Annotated in this window: 13 protein-coding genes; 7 read left to right on the forward strand and 6 right to left on the reverse strand. The window is 75.6% G+C overall.

What is annotated here, in order from left to right; all coding sequences use genetic code 11:
- Positions 1–5: 5 nt before the first annotated feature.
- On the forward strand, positions 6–1,496 hold the full coding sequence (locus BDZ31_RS01340; protein ID WP_183338240.1) for an amidase: 1,491 nt from the start codon (positions 6–8) through the stop codon (positions 1,494–1,496).
- A gap of 19 nt (positions 1,497–1,515) precedes the next feature.
- Here the strand turns inward: BDZ31_RS01340 and BDZ31_RS01345 are convergent, their stop codons facing one another.
- The gene (locus BDZ31_RS01345; RefSeq protein WP_183338242.1) at positions 1,516–2,850 is read right to left on the reverse strand and encodes a chloride channel protein; all 1,335 of its coding nucleotides are present in this window, start codon (positions 2,848–2,850) and stop codon (positions 1,516–1,518) included.
- Positions 2,851–2,969: 119 nt separating this feature from the next.
- Between BDZ31_RS01345 and BDZ31_RS01350 the strand changes: the two genes are divergently transcribed.
- On the forward strand, positions 2,970–3,356 hold the full coding sequence (locus BDZ31_RS01350) for a DUF7144 family membrane protein (protein WP_183338244.1): 387 nt from the start codon (positions 2,970–2,972) through the stop codon (positions 3,354–3,356).
- A gap of 111 nt (positions 3,357–3,467) precedes the next feature.
- Positions 3,468–4,283, forward strand: coding sequence for an alpha/beta hydrolase (locus BDZ31_RS01355; protein WP_183338246.1), 816 nt, complete (start codon positions 3,468–3,470; stop codon positions 4,281–4,283).
- A gap of 31 nt (positions 4,284–4,314) precedes the next feature.
- Here the strand turns inward: BDZ31_RS01355 and BDZ31_RS01360 are convergent, their stop codons facing one another.
- Entirely contained in the window at positions 4,315–6,297 is a 1,983-nt protein-coding gene (locus BDZ31_RS01360; protein ID WP_183338248.1) for an SGNH hydrolase domain-containing protein, read from the reverse strand.
- A 188-nt stretch (positions 6,298–6,485) separates the two neighbouring features.
- Between BDZ31_RS01360 and BDZ31_RS01365 the strand changes: the two genes are divergently transcribed.
- Positions 6,486–7,982 carry a sulfatase family protein gene (locus BDZ31_RS01365; protein ID WP_183338250.1) on the forward strand — a complete coding sequence of 499 codons (1,497 nt, stop codon included), beginning with the start codon at positions 6,486–6,488 and terminating at the stop codon, positions 7,980–7,982.
- A 33-nt stretch (positions 7,983–8,015) separates the two neighbouring features.
- Here the strand turns inward: BDZ31_RS01365 and BDZ31_RS01370 are convergent, their stop codons facing one another.
- Positions 8,016–9,479 (reverse strand): FAD-binding oxidoreductase, encoded by a 1,464-nt coding sequence (locus BDZ31_RS01370; RefSeq protein ID WP_183338252.1) that lies wholly within the window; start codon positions 9,477–9,479, stop codon positions 8,016–8,018.
- A 208-nt stretch (positions 9,480–9,687) separates the two neighbouring features.
- On the opposite strand from BDZ31_RS01370, the gene BDZ31_RS01375 reads away from it, so the two are divergent.
- Positions 9,688–10,713 carry an NADPH:quinone reductase gene (locus BDZ31_RS01375; RefSeq protein ID WP_183338254.1) on the forward strand — a complete coding sequence of 342 codons (1,026 nt, stop codon included), beginning with the start codon at positions 9,688–9,690 and terminating at the stop codon, positions 10,711–10,713.
- Positions 10,714–10,839: 126 nt separating this feature from the next.
- Here BDZ31_RS01375 and BDZ31_RS01380 read toward each other — a convergent pair whose 3' ends face one another.
- From BDZ31_RS01380 to BDZ31_RS01390, 3 genes are all read right to left on the reverse strand, one after another.
- Positions 10,840–12,288 (reverse strand): MFS transporter, encoded by a 1,449-nt coding sequence (locus tag BDZ31_RS01380; RefSeq protein WP_183338256.1) that lies wholly within the window; start codon positions 12,286–12,288, stop codon positions 10,840–10,842.
- A 64-nt stretch (positions 12,289–12,352) separates the two neighbouring features.
- Positions 12,353–12,766: a VOC family protein gene (locus BDZ31_RS01385; protein ID WP_183338258.1), complete on the reverse strand. Its 414-nt coding sequence runs from the start codon at positions 12,764–12,766 to the stop codon at positions 12,353–12,355.
- Complete coding sequence (locus tag BDZ31_RS01390) at positions 12,763–13,623, reverse strand: MerR family transcriptional regulator (RefSeq protein WP_183338260.1); 861 nt, start codon at positions 13,621–13,623, stop codon at positions 12,763–12,765. Before BDZ31_RS01390 ends, BDZ31_RS01385 begins: the two co-directional genes overlap by 4 nt.
- A gap of 151 nt (positions 13,624–13,774) precedes the next feature.
- Here BDZ31_RS01390 and BDZ31_RS01395 point away from each other — a divergent pair, with 151 nt between their 5' ends.
- Entirely contained in the window at positions 13,775–14,137 is a 363-nt protein-coding gene (locus BDZ31_RS01395) for a VOC family protein (RefSeq protein WP_183338262.1), read from the forward strand.
- Positions 14,134–15,123: a UV DNA damage repair endonuclease UvsE gene (gene uvsE / locus BDZ31_RS01400; RefSeq protein ID WP_183338264.1), complete on the forward strand. Its 990-nt coding sequence runs from the start codon at positions 14,134–14,136 to the stop codon at positions 15,121–15,123. Before BDZ31_RS01395 ends, uvsE begins: the two co-directional genes overlap by 4 nt.
- The last annotated feature ends 88 nt before the right edge of the window (positions 15,124–15,211 follow it).

The raw sequence follows: 15,211 nt of genomic DNA on the forward strand, positions 1-15,211 counted from the left end.
GTCCCATGGCGTCCGCGAACCCCCAGCTCGACGAGGTGACGATCGCCGGTCTGCACCGCGGCTACCGCGACGGCTCGCTGACGGCGACCGCCGTCGTGCGCGAGTACCTGAGCCGGATCGAGCGACTCGACCGCGGCGGCCCGAGACTGAACTCGATCCTCGCCGTCGACGCGGCCGCCGAGGAGACGGCCGCCGCGCTCGACCGCGCGCTCGCCGAGCGCGGCGAGCTGAGCGGCCCGCTGCACGGCGTCCCGGTCGTCGTGAAGGACAACATCCTCGCGGCCGGCATGCCGACGACCTTCGGCTCGATCGCGCTCGACGGCTACCGCTCCGAGCGCGACGCGACCGTCGTCGCGCGGCTGCGCGCGGCCGGCGCGATCGTGCTGGCGAAGACGACGCTGCCCGACTGGGCCTCGTCGTGGTTCTCGTACTCGTCGCAGAGCGAGACGACCCGCAACCCGTTCGATCCCGACCACGACCCGGGCGGCTCCAGCTCCGGCTCCGGCGCCGCCATCTCGGCCAACCTCGCGACCGCCGGCCTCGGCACCGACTGCGGCGGCTCGGTGCGGCTGCCGGCCTCCTTCTGCGGGCTCGTCGGCGTGCGCACCACCCCCGGCGTCGTCCCGCGCACCGGCTCCTCGTGGCTCGTGAAGCAGCAGGACACGATCGGGCCGATGACGCGCACGGTCGAGGACGCCGCGCGGCTGCTCGACGTGCTCGTCGGCTGGGATCCGGGCGACCCGTACAGCGCCGCCGCGACGATCGGCGCGCGCGACCGCGGCTACCTCGCCGCCGTCGGCGACCGCTCGCTCGTCGGCGTGCGGCTCGGCCTGCTCGTCGACGCCTTCGGCGACGACGGCGACCCGGCGCGGGCGGCCGTCAACGCGGTCGTGCGCGCCGCCGTCGACCAGGTCGTCGCGGCCGGCGCCGAGATCGTCGAGGTCTCGATCCCGAACCTGATGGACCACATCGTGAAGACCTCGATGTACGGCGACCGCTCCAAGCACGACCTCGACGCGACGCTGCGCGGGCTCGGCGACGCGCCGGTCGCGAGCATGGCGGAGATCCACGCCGCCGGCAGATACGACCGCCGCCTCGACCTGTTCGACAACCTGATGGACGGCCCCGACGACCCCGAGGCCTCGCCCGAGTACCTCGCCCGCTTCGCCGCCCGCCACGCCTTCACGCTCGCGGTCGAGCAGGCGCTCGCCGGCGACCGCCTCGACGCGCTCCTGTTCCCGACCTCGCAGCTGCCGGCGCCGTCGATGGAGGAGCGCGGCGACTGGACGACGCTGACCTTCCCGACCAACACGCTGATCGCGTCGCAGACGTGGACGCCGGCGGTCACCGTCCCCGGCGGCTTCACCGACGCCGGCCTGCCGGTCGGCGTCGAGCTGGTCGGGCGCCGCTTCGACGAGCTGCGCGTGATGCGCGTCGCCGGCGCGGTCGAGGCGGCGACGCGGGCGCGCAGAGCGCCGGTGCTCGGCGGCTGCTGAGCGGCGCGCGGCAGGCGAGCTACGCGGCGGGCGCGGCGTCGTCCGCCGCGCCCGCCCCCGCCCGCCGGTCGAGCGCCGAGGAGACCAGCCACGCCGTCGCGCCCGCGATCACGGTCGCCGAGATCGCGTCGCGGCCGGCGGTGCCGACCAGCAGCGTGGCGAACAGGATCGGGGAGACGAGCAGGCGCGTCTGCGCCGCCATCCCGGCCGCCGTCCCGACCGAGATCGCGAGCGTCGGCGAGATGTCGAACCAGGCGACCGCCAGCGACGCGAGCGCGACGCCGAGGAAGCAGGCGGGGAAGATCGGGCCGCCGCGGAAGCCGCAGCCGAGGCTGACCCCGTAGGCGAGGAACTTCGCCGCGATCACGACGACGATCACGGCGGTCGACCCCTCGGCGACGATCGTCGGAAGCGAGCTCTGGCCGGAGAAGAGCACGTCCTGCGAGTCGGCGCCGAGCAGGTCGGCGAGCTGCGCCAGCAGCCCGACCGCGAGCCCGCCGGCGAGCAGCAGCGCGACGACGCCGAAGCGCCCCCGCTCGCCGTCGACGCGCCGGCCGAGCCATCTCACCGCCGCGACGACGAGCGCCCCCGCGATCCCGATCACGACGGCGACGAGCAGCCCGTCGAGCTGGGCGCCGTCGTAGTCGGCGAGGTGCGGGATCTGCAGCCCCGGCGCGTCGAGCCCGCCCCAGTCGCCGAAGCCGATGAAGATCACGTAGCCGATCGCGGCGGCGACGAAGCCCGGCAGCAGCACCGCCGTCAGCGCGCGCAGGCCGGCGCCCGCGCCGGCCTCGACGAGCAGCACGCCGGCGACGAGCGGGCCGCCGAACAGCGCCGAGATGGCCGAGAAGGAGCCGGCGTTGGAGGCGACCGCCGACGCTCTCGGCCCGAACCGCACGAGGCCGGCGGCGGCCATCCCGACCGCCGAGCCGAGCGCGATCACCGGCCCCTCCGGACCGAGCACGGCGCCGAAGCCGAGCGTCCCGATCGCCGCCAGCGCGACGCCGGGGGCGTGCTTGACCGGCGTCGGGACCGTGCTGAGGCCGATCAGCGGCGAATGGCCGCCGTCGCCGGGCAGCAGCAGGCGGGCGGCGGCGACGAGCGCCGCGCCGGCGACCGGCAGCCCGATCACGAGGTACCACGGCGGCGCGGAGTCGCCGAGCGCATCGGGCAGGTCGTCCCACAGCCAGTGCTGCAGCTCGTGGACGAAGCCGAGGAAGAGCGCGGCGACGAGCGCGGCCGGGATGCCGATCGCCGCCCCGAGCGCGACCAGCTTCAGGTAGGCGCGACCGTCGATCGCCTCCTCGGGCGGCTCGACCGGCGAGGCCGCACTCGATTGCGGTGTCGCAGCCACCCGCGCAACCTACCGGCGGGCGCGGGCGGGACGCGAGCGATCGGTCCGCGTGGCTTGCCGGGCGGGCGCAGTGGGAATACGCCAGGCAGCCCGGGAGATCCAACGGAAGGGGGCAGTCGATGGCGTCGGTGCAGCAGCGCGGCAGCGGGTGGGTGACGTTCGCGGGGATCATGGTCGCGATCGTCGGGGTCCTCAACGTGATCTACGGCATCGCCGCGATCGACAAGGCGTCGTTCTTCGTGGAGGAGCAGCGCTTCATCATCAGCAACCTGCAGACGTGGGGTTGGGTGACGCTGATCCTCGGGGTGATCCAGCTGTTCGCCGCCGCCTCGATCTGGCGCGGCGGGATCTTCGGGCCGATCGTCGGCATCTTCGGCGCGAGCCTCAGCGCGATCGCGGCGCTGCTGTCGATCCCCGGCTACCCGTTCTGGTCGCTGGCGATCTTCGCCGTCGACGTGCTCATCATCTACGGCCTCGTCGCCCACGGCGGCGAGCAGGCCGCCTGACACCGGACCGCCGGGGAGGCGCCCCGCCGGCCGGCACGGTCCGACGGCGCGCCGCCCCGGCGCGGTCGGCGCGGCGCCGCCTCGCGCGCGCGAACCTGCTCTCATGGCGGCATGCGCATCGTCCTGCTGGTCGCCACGCTCCTCGGTGCGTTCACGACCCCCGCCGCCTCCACGCCGCCCGCGGCCGCCGCCGTCGTCGCCGAGCGCTACGGCCCGCGGCCGCTGCAGACGGTCGACGTCCACCGGCCGCCGACCGCGAGGGCCCGCGCCGGGCTGCCGGCGGTGCTGCTCGTCCACGGCGGCGGCTGGTTCTCGGGCGACAAGCGCAAGATGGCGCCGATCGCCGAGACGCTCGCCGCCGCCGGCTTCGTCGTCTTCAACGTCAACTACACGCTCGCGACGCCGTACCGCCCCGGGCTCCCCGTCCAGCGCCGCGATCTGCGCCGCGCGCTCGACTGGGTGGCGCACGAGGCGCCTCGCTTCGGCGCCGACCCGCGGCGGATCGGCGCGCTCGGCAGCTCGGCCGGCGGCAACCTCGCCGCGCTGCTGGCGACCGGCGCGTGGGCGCCGGCGCAGCGGCTGCGCGCGCTCGCGACCTGGTCGGCGCCGCTCGACCTCGCGAGGCTGCCGCACGGGCAGCTGCGTGGACTGGCCGCGCGCTTCACCGGCTGCCCGCGGCTCGTCTGCCGCGCAAGGATCGCCGGCGCCTCGCCGCTGCGGCACGTGACGCCGTGGACGCCGCCGACGCTGCTCGTCAACGCCCGCCGCGAGCTGGTCCCGTCGCGTCAGGCGGTCGAGATGGCCGCCGCGCTCGACCGCGCCGGCGTCGACCACGAGCTGCTGATCGTGCCGGGGGCGCTGCACGGCCGGCACCTCGCGCCGCAGGCGCTCGGCGCGACGATCGCCTTCCTGCGCGCCCGGCTCTGAGCGGCCGCGGCTCCTGAGCGGCCCGCGACCGTCAGGCCGTCGACAGCTTCGGCAGGCGCCGCTCGAGCCATGGCGCGAGCGTCGCCGCGAAGGTCGCGCTGAGGTGGTACTCGTCGCGGTAGACGAGCGCGTCGCCGATCACCGACGGGCAGCGTCTGCCGCGGCAGAGGACGTTGAGCGGGTCGAGCACCCGCACGCCGCGGACGCGGCGCGCGCCGGCGGCGTCGAAGCCGTTGCCGGCGATCCGTCTGCGCTCGAAGGCGCAGCGGCGCAGGTCGCGCGGGTGGGTCGCGACGCAGTCGGGCGGGTTGAACGAGGTCTTGATCTGGTCGCGCAGCACGACGACCTCGGCGCCGGTCCGCCGCAGCCGTCTGAGCGTGCGCGCGTAGCCGGCGATCAGCAGCGGCTGGCTGTCGGCGCGGCTGAGCCGCTTGCCGTCGCGTCTGACGCGGATCCGGTCGGCGGTCGAGCTGCTGGTGACGACGAGCGCCGGGCGCTCCTGGCGCTCGATCCGCCGCAGCGTGTTCTCGCGCCACGCGTCGCAGCCGTCGAGGTAGCTGACGTCGGCGATCGGGCAGCCGGCGCGGGTGAGGCCGACGAGCCGCCAGCCGCGGTCGAGCGCCAGCCGCTCCAGCGCCGGGAAGTACTGCATCGCGTGCGAGTCGCCGAACAGGACGACGGTCGTCGCCGACTTCTCGACGCCGTAGACGCAGCGGCGTGAGGTCATCCGCGAGCGCTCGGTCAGGCAGCCGTCGGCGAACATCTTGCCCTTGTCGTCCTTCGCGTCGCGCGGCGTCGGGCGGATCTTCCCGACGCGCTGCTGGATCGTCAGGTCCTTCCGTCTGACCGCGACGGCGCCGGCGACCTCGCTCGCCGGCGCCTCCTGCAGCGTCGGCTGGACCTGCGACAGGCCGACCGCCAGCATCACCGCGGCGGCGGTGCAGGCGCCGCCGAGCGCGAGCGAGCGGCGCGGGCGACGGGCGAGCGAGCGCGATCTGCGGAAGCGCTCCTCGATCGCGTGGTGGGTGATCGTCGCCGGGATCCACGCGAGCGCGGTGACGATCAGCAGCTCCGCCGGCGACAGGTCGCCGAAGCGGGTCTCGGCGAAGACGATCGCCGGCCAGTGCCACAGGTACCAGGCGTAGGAGATCTTCCCCAGGTACTGGAAGGGCGCGTGCGTCAGCAGCCGCACCGGCGCGCTCGTCCGCACCGCCGTCCCGGCGACGATGAAGGCGGCCGTCGCCAGCGTGGCGATCAGCGCCTGCCAGCCGGGGTAGGGCGTGCGGTCGTCGAGCAGCAGCGTCGCGGCGACGATCGCGGCCAGCCCGCCGCCGCCGAGCAGCGCGCCGAGCCCGCGCGCCAGCCGCAGGCCGCGCGGCAGCGCCAGCGCGAGCGCGCCGCCGAGCGCCAGCTCCCAGCCGCGGCTGAGCGTCGAGAAGTACGCCTGCTCGACGTCGACGGCGGTGAACCAGACGCCGTAGGCGAACGAGGCGAGCCCGAAGGTCGCGACGACCGCCCACAGCGCCGCGCGCGGCTCGCGCCCGAGCCGGCGCGCGACGCCGACGGCGCACAGCAGCGCCAGCGGCCACAGCAGGTAGAACTGCTCCTCCAGCGACAGCGACCAGTAGTGCTGGACGGGGCTCTGCGCGACGTCGGTCGCGAAGTAGTCGACCGACTCGGCCATGAAGCGCCAGTTGACGACGTAGAGGCCGGCGGCGCCGACGTCCTCGGCGGTCGAGGCGGCCCGCACCGGTGGGAACAGCAGCAGCGCGCCGACGACGATCGCCGCGAGGACGGTCAGCGACAGCGGCAGCAGCCGGCGCGCGCGGCGGCCGTAGAAGCGCAGCAGCGAGATCGTCCCGCTGCGGCGCAGCTCCTCCACCAGCAGGCCGGTGATGAGGAAGCCCGACAGCACGAAGAAGATGTCGAGCCCGACGAAGCCGCCCTGCGCGAACGGCAGCTCGGCGTGGCACAGCAGCACGAGCACGAGCGCGAAGCCGCGGATGCCCTGCACGTCGGTGCGGAAGCCGGTCTCGGTCTGAGCGCCCGAGACCGGCGCGGGATTCGGCGTGTCGTGAGGTCGCTGGATGGGAGCAGGCAGGACTGGCGTACGGCGGTCCTCAACCCCCAACACGGCGACGCGCCAGAAGGAGCGCGTTCAAGAAACGCAACGTTCGCGTCCCGCTTGTGTCCTCACCCCATATGGACTCAAGGATCGACCGCCGTCGCTTCGTCGGGATCGCGGGCGGCGGCGTCGTCGCCGCGGCCGGCGGTGCGGCGCTCGTGCGACGCAGCCGCCGCGGAGGCGGCCGACCGGTCCCCGACGGACCGAACCTGATCGTGATCATGCTCGACACGCTCCGCTACGACTACGTCGGCGCGAACGGGAACAGCTGGATCAGAACGCCGAACATGGACGCGCTCGCGCGCGAGAGCATCCGCTTCACGCGCGCCTTCCCGGAGGCGATGCCGACCGTCCCGGCGCGGCGCTCGCTGATCACGAGCCGCCGCGTCTACCCGTGGAGAGACTGGGCGCCGACGCGCAACCTGCCGAACACGCCCGGCTGGACCGGCCTCGCCGAGCATGAGGAGACGTGGCTGAAGCTGCTGCACGGGAAGGGCTACTGGACCGGCTACGTGACCGACAACCCCTTCCTCGGCTTCTCGGAGGAGTGGGCGGCGCTGCGGCGCGGCGTCGACTACTTCAAGAAGATCGGCGGCCAGGTCGGCGCGCTGCGACCGGCGTCGAGCGTCTCGATGGCGACCGCGCGCAGATGGCTGCCGAGGGACATGGCGAGCGGGAACTACCTGAAGGGGATGCGCCAGCACCTCGCCAACATCGGCGAGGGACGCGACGAGCGCAAGCAGTGCGCGGCGCGCGTCTTCTCCTACGCGCTCGAGGCGCTCGACGAGGCGAGACGGGCGCAGCGGCCGTTCGCGCTCGTGGTCGACAGCTTCGACCCGCACGAGCCGTGGGTGCCGGTGAAGAAGTACCGCGACCTCTACGGCGCCTCCGACTACGACGGCCACGAGCCTGCACGCGTCCGCTACCGCCCGTCGGAGTACCTGACCGAGCAGGAGCTCGACCGGCTGCCGAGACTGTACGCCGCCGCGGTCACGCAGACCGACGCGTGGCTCGGCCACTTCCTCAGCCGCTTCTACGACAGCGGCCTCGCCGACGACACCGCGATCGTGCTGCTGAGCGACCACGGGATGGTGCTCGGCGACCGCGGCTGGACCGGCAAGCCGGCGCTCGAGCTGCACCCCGAGCTGATCCAGGTGCCGTTCATGCTGCGCGGGCCCGGCGCGCCCCGCGGCGGCACGACCTCGCGTCACTTCGCCTCCCCCCACGACGTCGGCCCGACGCTGATGGCGCTCGCCGGCTATGAGCCGCCGGCGTCGGCGCGGATGGACGGCTCGGACCTGTCGCCGCTGCTGCGCGGCTCCAGACCGCGCGAGGAGCGGCCGTTCTGGTTCGGCGGCTACGCCAACCACTGGTACTACCGCGACGACAGATGGGCGATGATCGCCGACGGCAACAACAGCGGCCGCGAGCTGTTCGACCTCAGGAGAGATCCCGGCGAGACGACGACGATCGGCGCCGACAACCTCGACGTGATGGAGCGGATCTACGCGCGCGTGCTGAGAAGAACGGGGCTCGACTCACTGCCGTACTTCGGCCGCGACGACGACGCCTGAGCGCCGCGGGCCGGAGTCCCGCGGCCCGCGCCCTCAGCCCGCGGGCGGGGCGATCCGGTGGGTGGAGCCGAACAGGCCGGTCGGGTCGAGCGCGCCCTTCAGCCGCACGAGCCGCTCCCAGTCGGCGGCGGTGTAGGCCTCCCGCGTGCGCGACTGGTCGGCGAGGAAGTTGAGGAACGAGCCGCCGGTGACGTGCTCGGCGAACGGCTCGACCGCGCTCGCCGGCCCGTCGATCTTCAGCGAGAAGGGGACGCGGCGGTGGCCGGCGGGCCCGGCCTGCGGCCCGGCGTCGGCGACGGCGCCGTCCCAGCATCTGAGCTCGACCGCGGCGGCGGCGCCCCGCTCGCCGTCGACGAGCGCCAGCGCGGCGGCGATCGCGTCGTCGGGCAGGTCGGGCAGCAGCTCGAAGCAGCGCGGCGCGGTGCCGCCGACGGCGGCCCGCCCGTACGGCGTCGTGCGGTAGCCGCCGGCGACCGGCGCGCCGGCGACCTCCAGCAGTCCCCGCATGGCCCGCTCGCCGTCGCGGCCGTCGCCGGCGTACAGCGCGCGGATCCCGAGCGCCGGGCCGGCGATCCAGGTCTCCGGCGGCGCCGCTCTGACGAGCATGACCGCGGTCGTCAGCTCGCGCGGCTGCTCGCGCAGCGCCCACGTGCGGTAGCGGGCGAGCGTCGCGGCCGCGCGCTCCAGCGGGAACCAGGCGACGCCGCCGTGGACGCGCGGCAGGCGGTGGAGCCGCAGCTCGAGCGCCGCGACCGCGGCGAAGCTCCCGCCGCCGCCCCGCAGCGCCCAGAAGAGGTCGCTGTTGCGGGTGGCGCTCGCGGCGACGACGCGACCGGCAGCGGTCACGACCTCGGCGCGCAGCAGGTTGTCGGCGGCGAGGCCGTGCTTGCGGGCGAGCCAGCCGGCGCCGCCGCCGAGCGTGAAGCCGGCGACGCCGACCGAGCGCGTGTCGCCGGAGGTCGGCGCGAGCCCGTACGGCGCGGCGGCGTCGATCACCTCGCCCCAGGTGGCGCCGGCGCCGACGCGCGCGACCTCCCACTCGGGGTCGATCGAGACCCGCGCCATCCGGCCGGTCTTCACGAGCAGCGCGCCGTCGGCTGCGACGACCGTGCCGTGGCCGGTTCCCTGCAGCGCGAGCGGCAGCCCGTGCGCGCGGGCGACGCGCACGGCGGCCCGCAGGTCGGCGGCGCTCGTCGCCTCGGCGACCAGCGCCGGCTCGGCGGCGACGGTGCCGCTCCAGTTCACGCGCTCCCGCTCCCACCCCTGCGAGCCGGGCAGGTGGAGCGGGCCCGCGAAGGCGCCGCGCAGCTCGCGCAGCGCCGCGGCGAGCGATGGGACCGGTGGGCGGCTGCCGCGGTCGGCGCGCCGGGCGCGGTCGGCGCGCCGGCGGCCGCCGCCTGAAGCGGCGCGGCGGGCGACGGCGGGGGCGGCGGTGTCGGGGCCGCCGCCTGAAGCGGCGCGGCGGGCGGCGGTGTCGGCGTGCGGTGCGTGGCTCATCTCGGGCTCCGTGGTCGGCTGCTGCGGTCTTGCGGGTGGAGACCGCGGCGCGGGGCGGAACTCATCGCTCGCCGCCCAGCGGCCCTGACGGGGCCGACAGCCAGGGCTCGACCGCGGCGAGGTCGACGCAGACGATCGCGGTCGCGCCGTAGGAGGGCGCGCGCAGCGGGTATTCGTTTCGGGACGACCCCGAGCGACCAGGAGCAACATGAAGGCGATCGTCTACACGCAGACCGGCCCGGCGGAGGTGCTCGAGCTCGTCGAGCGCGAGCCGCCCAGCGCGCCCGGAGCGGGCGAGGCGCTCGTGCGCGTCGTCGTCTCCGGCGTCAACCCGACCGACTGGAAGTCGCGCGCGGCGGCGCCGGGGAGAGCGCTGGAGCGGCCGCAGGTGCCCAACCAGGACGGCGCCGGCGTCGTCGAGGCGGTCGGCGACGGGGTCGACGAGCTCGCCCCGGGCCAGCGCGTCTGGCTGTGGGACGCGGCGTGGAGACGGACCGACGGGACGGCGCAGGAGCTGGTCGCGCTGCCAGCGCGGCAGGTGGTCCCGCTGCCCGACGACGCGACCTTCGAGCTGGGCGCTTCGCTCGGGATCCCCGCGCTGACCGCCCACCGCGCGCTGACCTGCTTCGAGGGCGCGCCGGAGCGGCTGGCGCCGGGCGCGCTCGCCGGGCGGACGGTGCTCGTCGCCGGCGGCGCCGGTGCGGTCGGCCACGCCGCGATCCAGCTCGCGCGCTGGGCCGGCGCGACCGTGATCGCGACCGTCAGCAGCGACGAGAAGGGCGCGCTCGCGCGCGCGGCCGGCGCCGACCACGTCGTCGACTACCGCGCCGAGGACCTCGTCGCGCGGGTGCGGGAGCTGGCGCCGGACGGCGTCGACCCGATCGTCGAGGTCAACCCGAACGCCAACGCCGCCGCCGACGTGCGGGTCGTCGCGCCCGGCGGGACGATCGCGATCTACGCCGACGCCGGCGAGGACGACGTGCCGATCCCCGTCCGGCCGAGCATGGCGCGTAACGTCCGCTGGCAGTTCCTGCTCACCTACACGACGACCGAGCGGCAGAAGGACGACGCCGTCGCGGCGGTCGCGGCGGCGGTCGCCGACGGCGCGCTCCCGGTCGGCGAGGCGGCCGGCCTGCCGCTGACCCGCTTCCCGCTGGAGCGCACCGCCGACGCCCACCGCGCCGTCGAGGAGGGCGCCGTCGGCAAGGTGCTGATCGACGTGGCGGAGGGGTAGGCGCGCCGGGGCGCGCCGCGCCGGGGCGGTCCGCGCGCGGCGGAACGGCCTGCCCGCCCCGCGCGCAGGGGCGCACCGCGCCGGGGCGGCCCGCGCAGGGCGGCGCGGCCGGCCCGCCCCCGTCGCTCACGCCCCCGCCGGCTCCTCGGCGGCCGGCGTGGGCGCCGGCGCCGGCGCCCCGGCCTGCCGCGGCAGCAGCAGCGCCGCGACGACGCCGAGCAGCGCCCCGACGGCGATCACGCGCATCGTCGTCGCGAGGTTGTCGGCGGTCGCGACCCGCAGCGCCTCGCCGCCGAGGCCGCCGAGGCCGTCGGTCGCGATCCCGACCAGGATCGCGAGGCCGGCGCCGGCGCCGGCCTGCAGCGCCGTCGAGGCCATCCCGGAGGCGGTCCCCTGCTCGGCGGCGTCGACGCCGCTGGTCGCCGCGATGAACATCGGCGGGAAGATCAGCCCCATCGCGAGGCCGGTGACGAGGATGCCGGCGAGCACCGTCGCGTACGAGGCGTCGGCGCTCATCTGCGCGGCGAGCAGCAGACCGCCGCCGAGTCCGACGACCATGCCGGCGATCAACGTCACGCGCGTGCCGAAGCACGCGACGAGGCGGTCGGCGAGGAGGTTGCCGGCGGTGATCGCGAGCGTCGGGCCGAGGAAGGCGACGCCGCCCTCCAGGGCGCTGAAGCCGAGCACGTCCTGGAAGTAGAGCGTGAGGAAGTACGGAATGCCCTGGAGCGTCAGCCCGAAGGCGAAGATCACCGCGAGCGCGGCGGTGAGGCCGCGGTCGCGCAACAGCCGCAGCGGCATCAGCGGGCTGGGGCTGCGCGCCTCGACGGCGACGAACAGCGCCAGCAGCGCGACCGCCAGCAGCGCCGCGACGACGACCGGCGCCGAGCCCGCGCCCTGCTCGGGCGCCTGCGCGATCGCCAGCACGAGCAGCGTCGCGCCGGCGGTGCCGGTCAGCGCGCCGGGCAGGTCGAGCGGTCGGTCGCGCTCGCGTGGACCGTCGGGCGGGAGCAGGGCGAAGGCGGCCGCCGCCGCGATCGCGACCAGCGGGACGTTGACGAAGTAGACGCCCTGCCAGCCGACCGCCTCCGTCAGCACGCCGCCGAGCAGCGCGCCGAGGCTCAGGCCGGCGGCGCCGGCGCTCGCCCACACCGTCATCGCGCGGTTGCGCTCGCGCCCCTCGGCGAAGGTCGTGCTGACGAGCGACAGCGTCGCCGGGGAGACGATCGCCGCGCCGATCCCCTGCAGCACGCGTGCCGCGATCAGCTGTTCCGGCCCGCCGGCGAGCCCGCCGAGCAGCGACGCGCCGCCGAAGAGGAGCATGCCGACGACGAACATCCGGCGGCGGCCCGCGACGTCGGCGAGCCGGCCGCCGAGCAGCAGGAAGCCGCCGTAGGCGATCGCGTAGGCGCTCACGACCCACTGCAGCGCGTGCGCGGAGAAGCCGACGCCGCGCGCCATCTCCGGCAGCGCGACGTAGACGATCGTGAAGTCGAGCGCGGTGATCAGCGAGCCGAACGCGAGCAGCGCGAGCGGCCAGCCGGGCGAGCGCCCGGTCGGTGACGAGGGTGGCATGACGGCTCCTTGTCGAAGGTGAGCTGAGGCGCCGTCAAGCTTGCATCTTCAAGTCAACTTGAAGTCAAGCCCCGTACTGCGCGGCGAACTCCGGCGACGCCGGGATCACGGTGACGACGTCGACGAGCACCCCGTCGGGATCCTCCGTGATGAAGTGGCGCTGGCCCCACGGCTCGTCTCTCAGCGGCACGTGGAACGGCAGGCCGCGCGCGACGGCGCGGGCGTGGACGGCGTCGACGTCGTCGACCTCGACCGTCACGAGCATGCCGGCGGCCCCCGCGCGGAACGGCTCCGGCACGCTGTCGTGGGAGCGCGCGACGATCCCGAGCTGGACGGTCTCGTCGCCCGCCGCCGCGAGGCTGACGTACCAGTCGGAGGCGAACGCCTCGGTCAGCCCGAGCAGCTCGGCGTAGAAGGCGTGCGCGCGCGGCACGTCGTCGGTCATCAGGACGGGGTAGAGCGATGCGATCGCGGTCATGGCGCGGTTCCTCCTGTGTCGTGGAGCAGGATCGAGACCTCGGTCCGCAGTCGCTCGGGCGCGACGGTCGCGGGGTCGTCGAGGTGGCGCTCGCGGACCGGGCCGACGGCCGGATGGCCGCGCTCCTGGAGCCACGCGAGCAGCGGGAAGTAGGCGAGCGGCAGCTCGTCGTGCGAGCCGACGTGGAGCACGCGCGCGACGGGACCGCCCGGGAGGTCGAGGGGCTCGACGCCGGGCGGGAGCGGTTCGCGCGCTTGGGGCGGGACGGCGGCGGCCGGCGGAGCGCCGGGCGCCTCGCCGGCCGCGGCCGGCGGCTCGACCCCGACATGGAAGGCCAGCTCGCCGTCGAGGTCGAGCGGGTAGAGCCCGACGACCGGCGGGTCGGGCGCGACCGCCCACGGCAGCGCCTCGCCGAGCCGCGCGACGAGCGCGGCGGCGTCGGCGTGGAGGTGCTCGGCGTCGCTGGTCCCGCGCAGCGCGAGCAGCCGCCGCGGCGGCTCGATCGCCGTCTCGACCGGGTAGGGCATCAGCTCGCGCTCGCTCGTCAGCCGCTCCAGCGCGCGCAGCGTCCGCTCGCGCGCGGCCAGCTCGGCCGCCACCCTCGCCCGCTCGCCGGCGAGGATCCGCTCGGCGCCCTCCTCGTCGGCGACGAGCAGCTCGGCGATCGCCGGCAGCGGCACGTCGAGCGAGCGCAGCAGCGCGATCGTCACCGCCGTGCGCGCCTGGCGCGGGTGGTAGTAGCGGTAGCCGGTCTCCGGGTCGACGCGCGCCGGCGCCAGCAGGCCGAGCGCGTCGTAGCTGCGCAGCTGCCTGGCGCTGAGCCGGGTCATGCGGGCGAACTGTCCGACGGTCATCATCGCGTCGAATCGTGCACCTTCCCCAGGGGTCAAGGTCAAGCCCTGTGGCCGAGCGGCGCCGGCGCGAGCGCGCCGAGTTCAGGACCAGCGCTGACCGCAATGGGTAGGACGATGGCGGCATCAACCCGGAGAACCGACCGAGGAGCCACGCATGCCGACGATCGCCAGACTCGACTACGTCACCGTCCCGACGCAGGACTCCGAGCGCGCGTGCGCGTTCTACGGCGAGACGCTCGGCCTGAGAGCGGACGACAGCGCGCCGACCGAGTTCTGGGTCGGCTCGACCTGTCTCGCGATCTGGGAGCCGGAGAGATTCGGCATGCCGTTCGCACCGCAGAAGAACGGCCACCTCGCGCTCCACGTCGACGACGTCGCCGCCGCGCGCGGTGAGCTGGAGGCGCAGGGCGTCGAGTTCACGGGCGAGACGGTCGACAGCGGCGTCTGCCACATGGCCTTCTTCACCGACCCGGACGGCAACGACCTGATGCTCCACAGCCGCTACGCGCCGCATTGAGCCCGCCGGGGCGTCGTCTCGGCTTCGCGGTCAAGGTGCTCGGCGGCGGCGGTCTGCCGTCGCACGACACCCGCCGCTGGCAGTCGGCGCCGCACCTCGACCGCTCGCTCGACCGCCTCGAGGCGATCTTCGAGCGGCTCGCGAGCGACGACGTGCGGATGTACCGGATGTCGTCGGACCTCGTCCCGTACGGCAGCCATCCGGAGCTGACGCGGTTCCACGGCCAGGTCGAGCGCTGCGCGGAGCGGCTCGCCGCCCTTGGGGAGCGGGCGCGGACCGCCGGCCTGCGGCTGTCGTTCCACCCCGGCCAGTACGTCGTGCTCAACTCCGAGGACGCCGACGTGCGGCGCGCGGCGGCGCGCGACCTCGAGCTGGCCGCGTCGGTGCTCGACGCGATGGGGCTGGGGCCGGAGGCGGTCGTCGTGCTCCACGTCGGCGGCGCTGCCGGCGGGACGGCGGCGGCGCTCGACCGCTTCCTCGCCGGCGCCGAGCAGCTGTCGGCGGCGGCGCGCGCCCGGCTCGTGGTCGAGAACGACGACCGCCGCTTCGGCCTGCGCGACGTGCTGGCGCTGTCGGAGCGCAGCGGGCTGCGGGTCGTCTGGGACGTCCACCACCACCGCTGCCACGACCCCGACGGCATCCCGGAGGCCGAGGCGCTCGCACTGGCGCTGGCGACGTGGCGCGACTCCGGCGCGGTGCCGAAGATCCACTGGTCCTCGCCGCGCACCGCGGTCGAGGAGCGCAGCAGACGGGTCGGCCGCCGCGTCGAGCGGACGCTGGTGCTGCCGCCGCTGCGCGCCCACGCCGACCTCGTCGACCCGATCGCCTTCGCGCAGTTCCTGACCGGCCCCGGCGCCGACGGCGACTACGACGTGATGCTGGAGGCGAAGGCGAAGGACGTCGCGCTGCTGCGCCTGCGCGACCAGCTCGCCGAGCGCGGCTTCGGCTGGGCCGACGGCCGCCTGCTCGCGCCGGCCGGCCGGTGAGCGGGCGGTCGGGCCGGTCCCAGCGGGCGGCGCCGTCGCGGCGCCCGCGCACGGTGGCGGCGGCAGTCGCGCCCGGTCAGCCGCGGGC

The organism is Conexibacter arvalis (assembly GCF_014199525.1).
Lineage (GTDB): Bacteria > Actinomycetota > Thermoleophilia > Solirubrobacterales > Solirubrobacteraceae > Conexibacter > Conexibacter arvalis.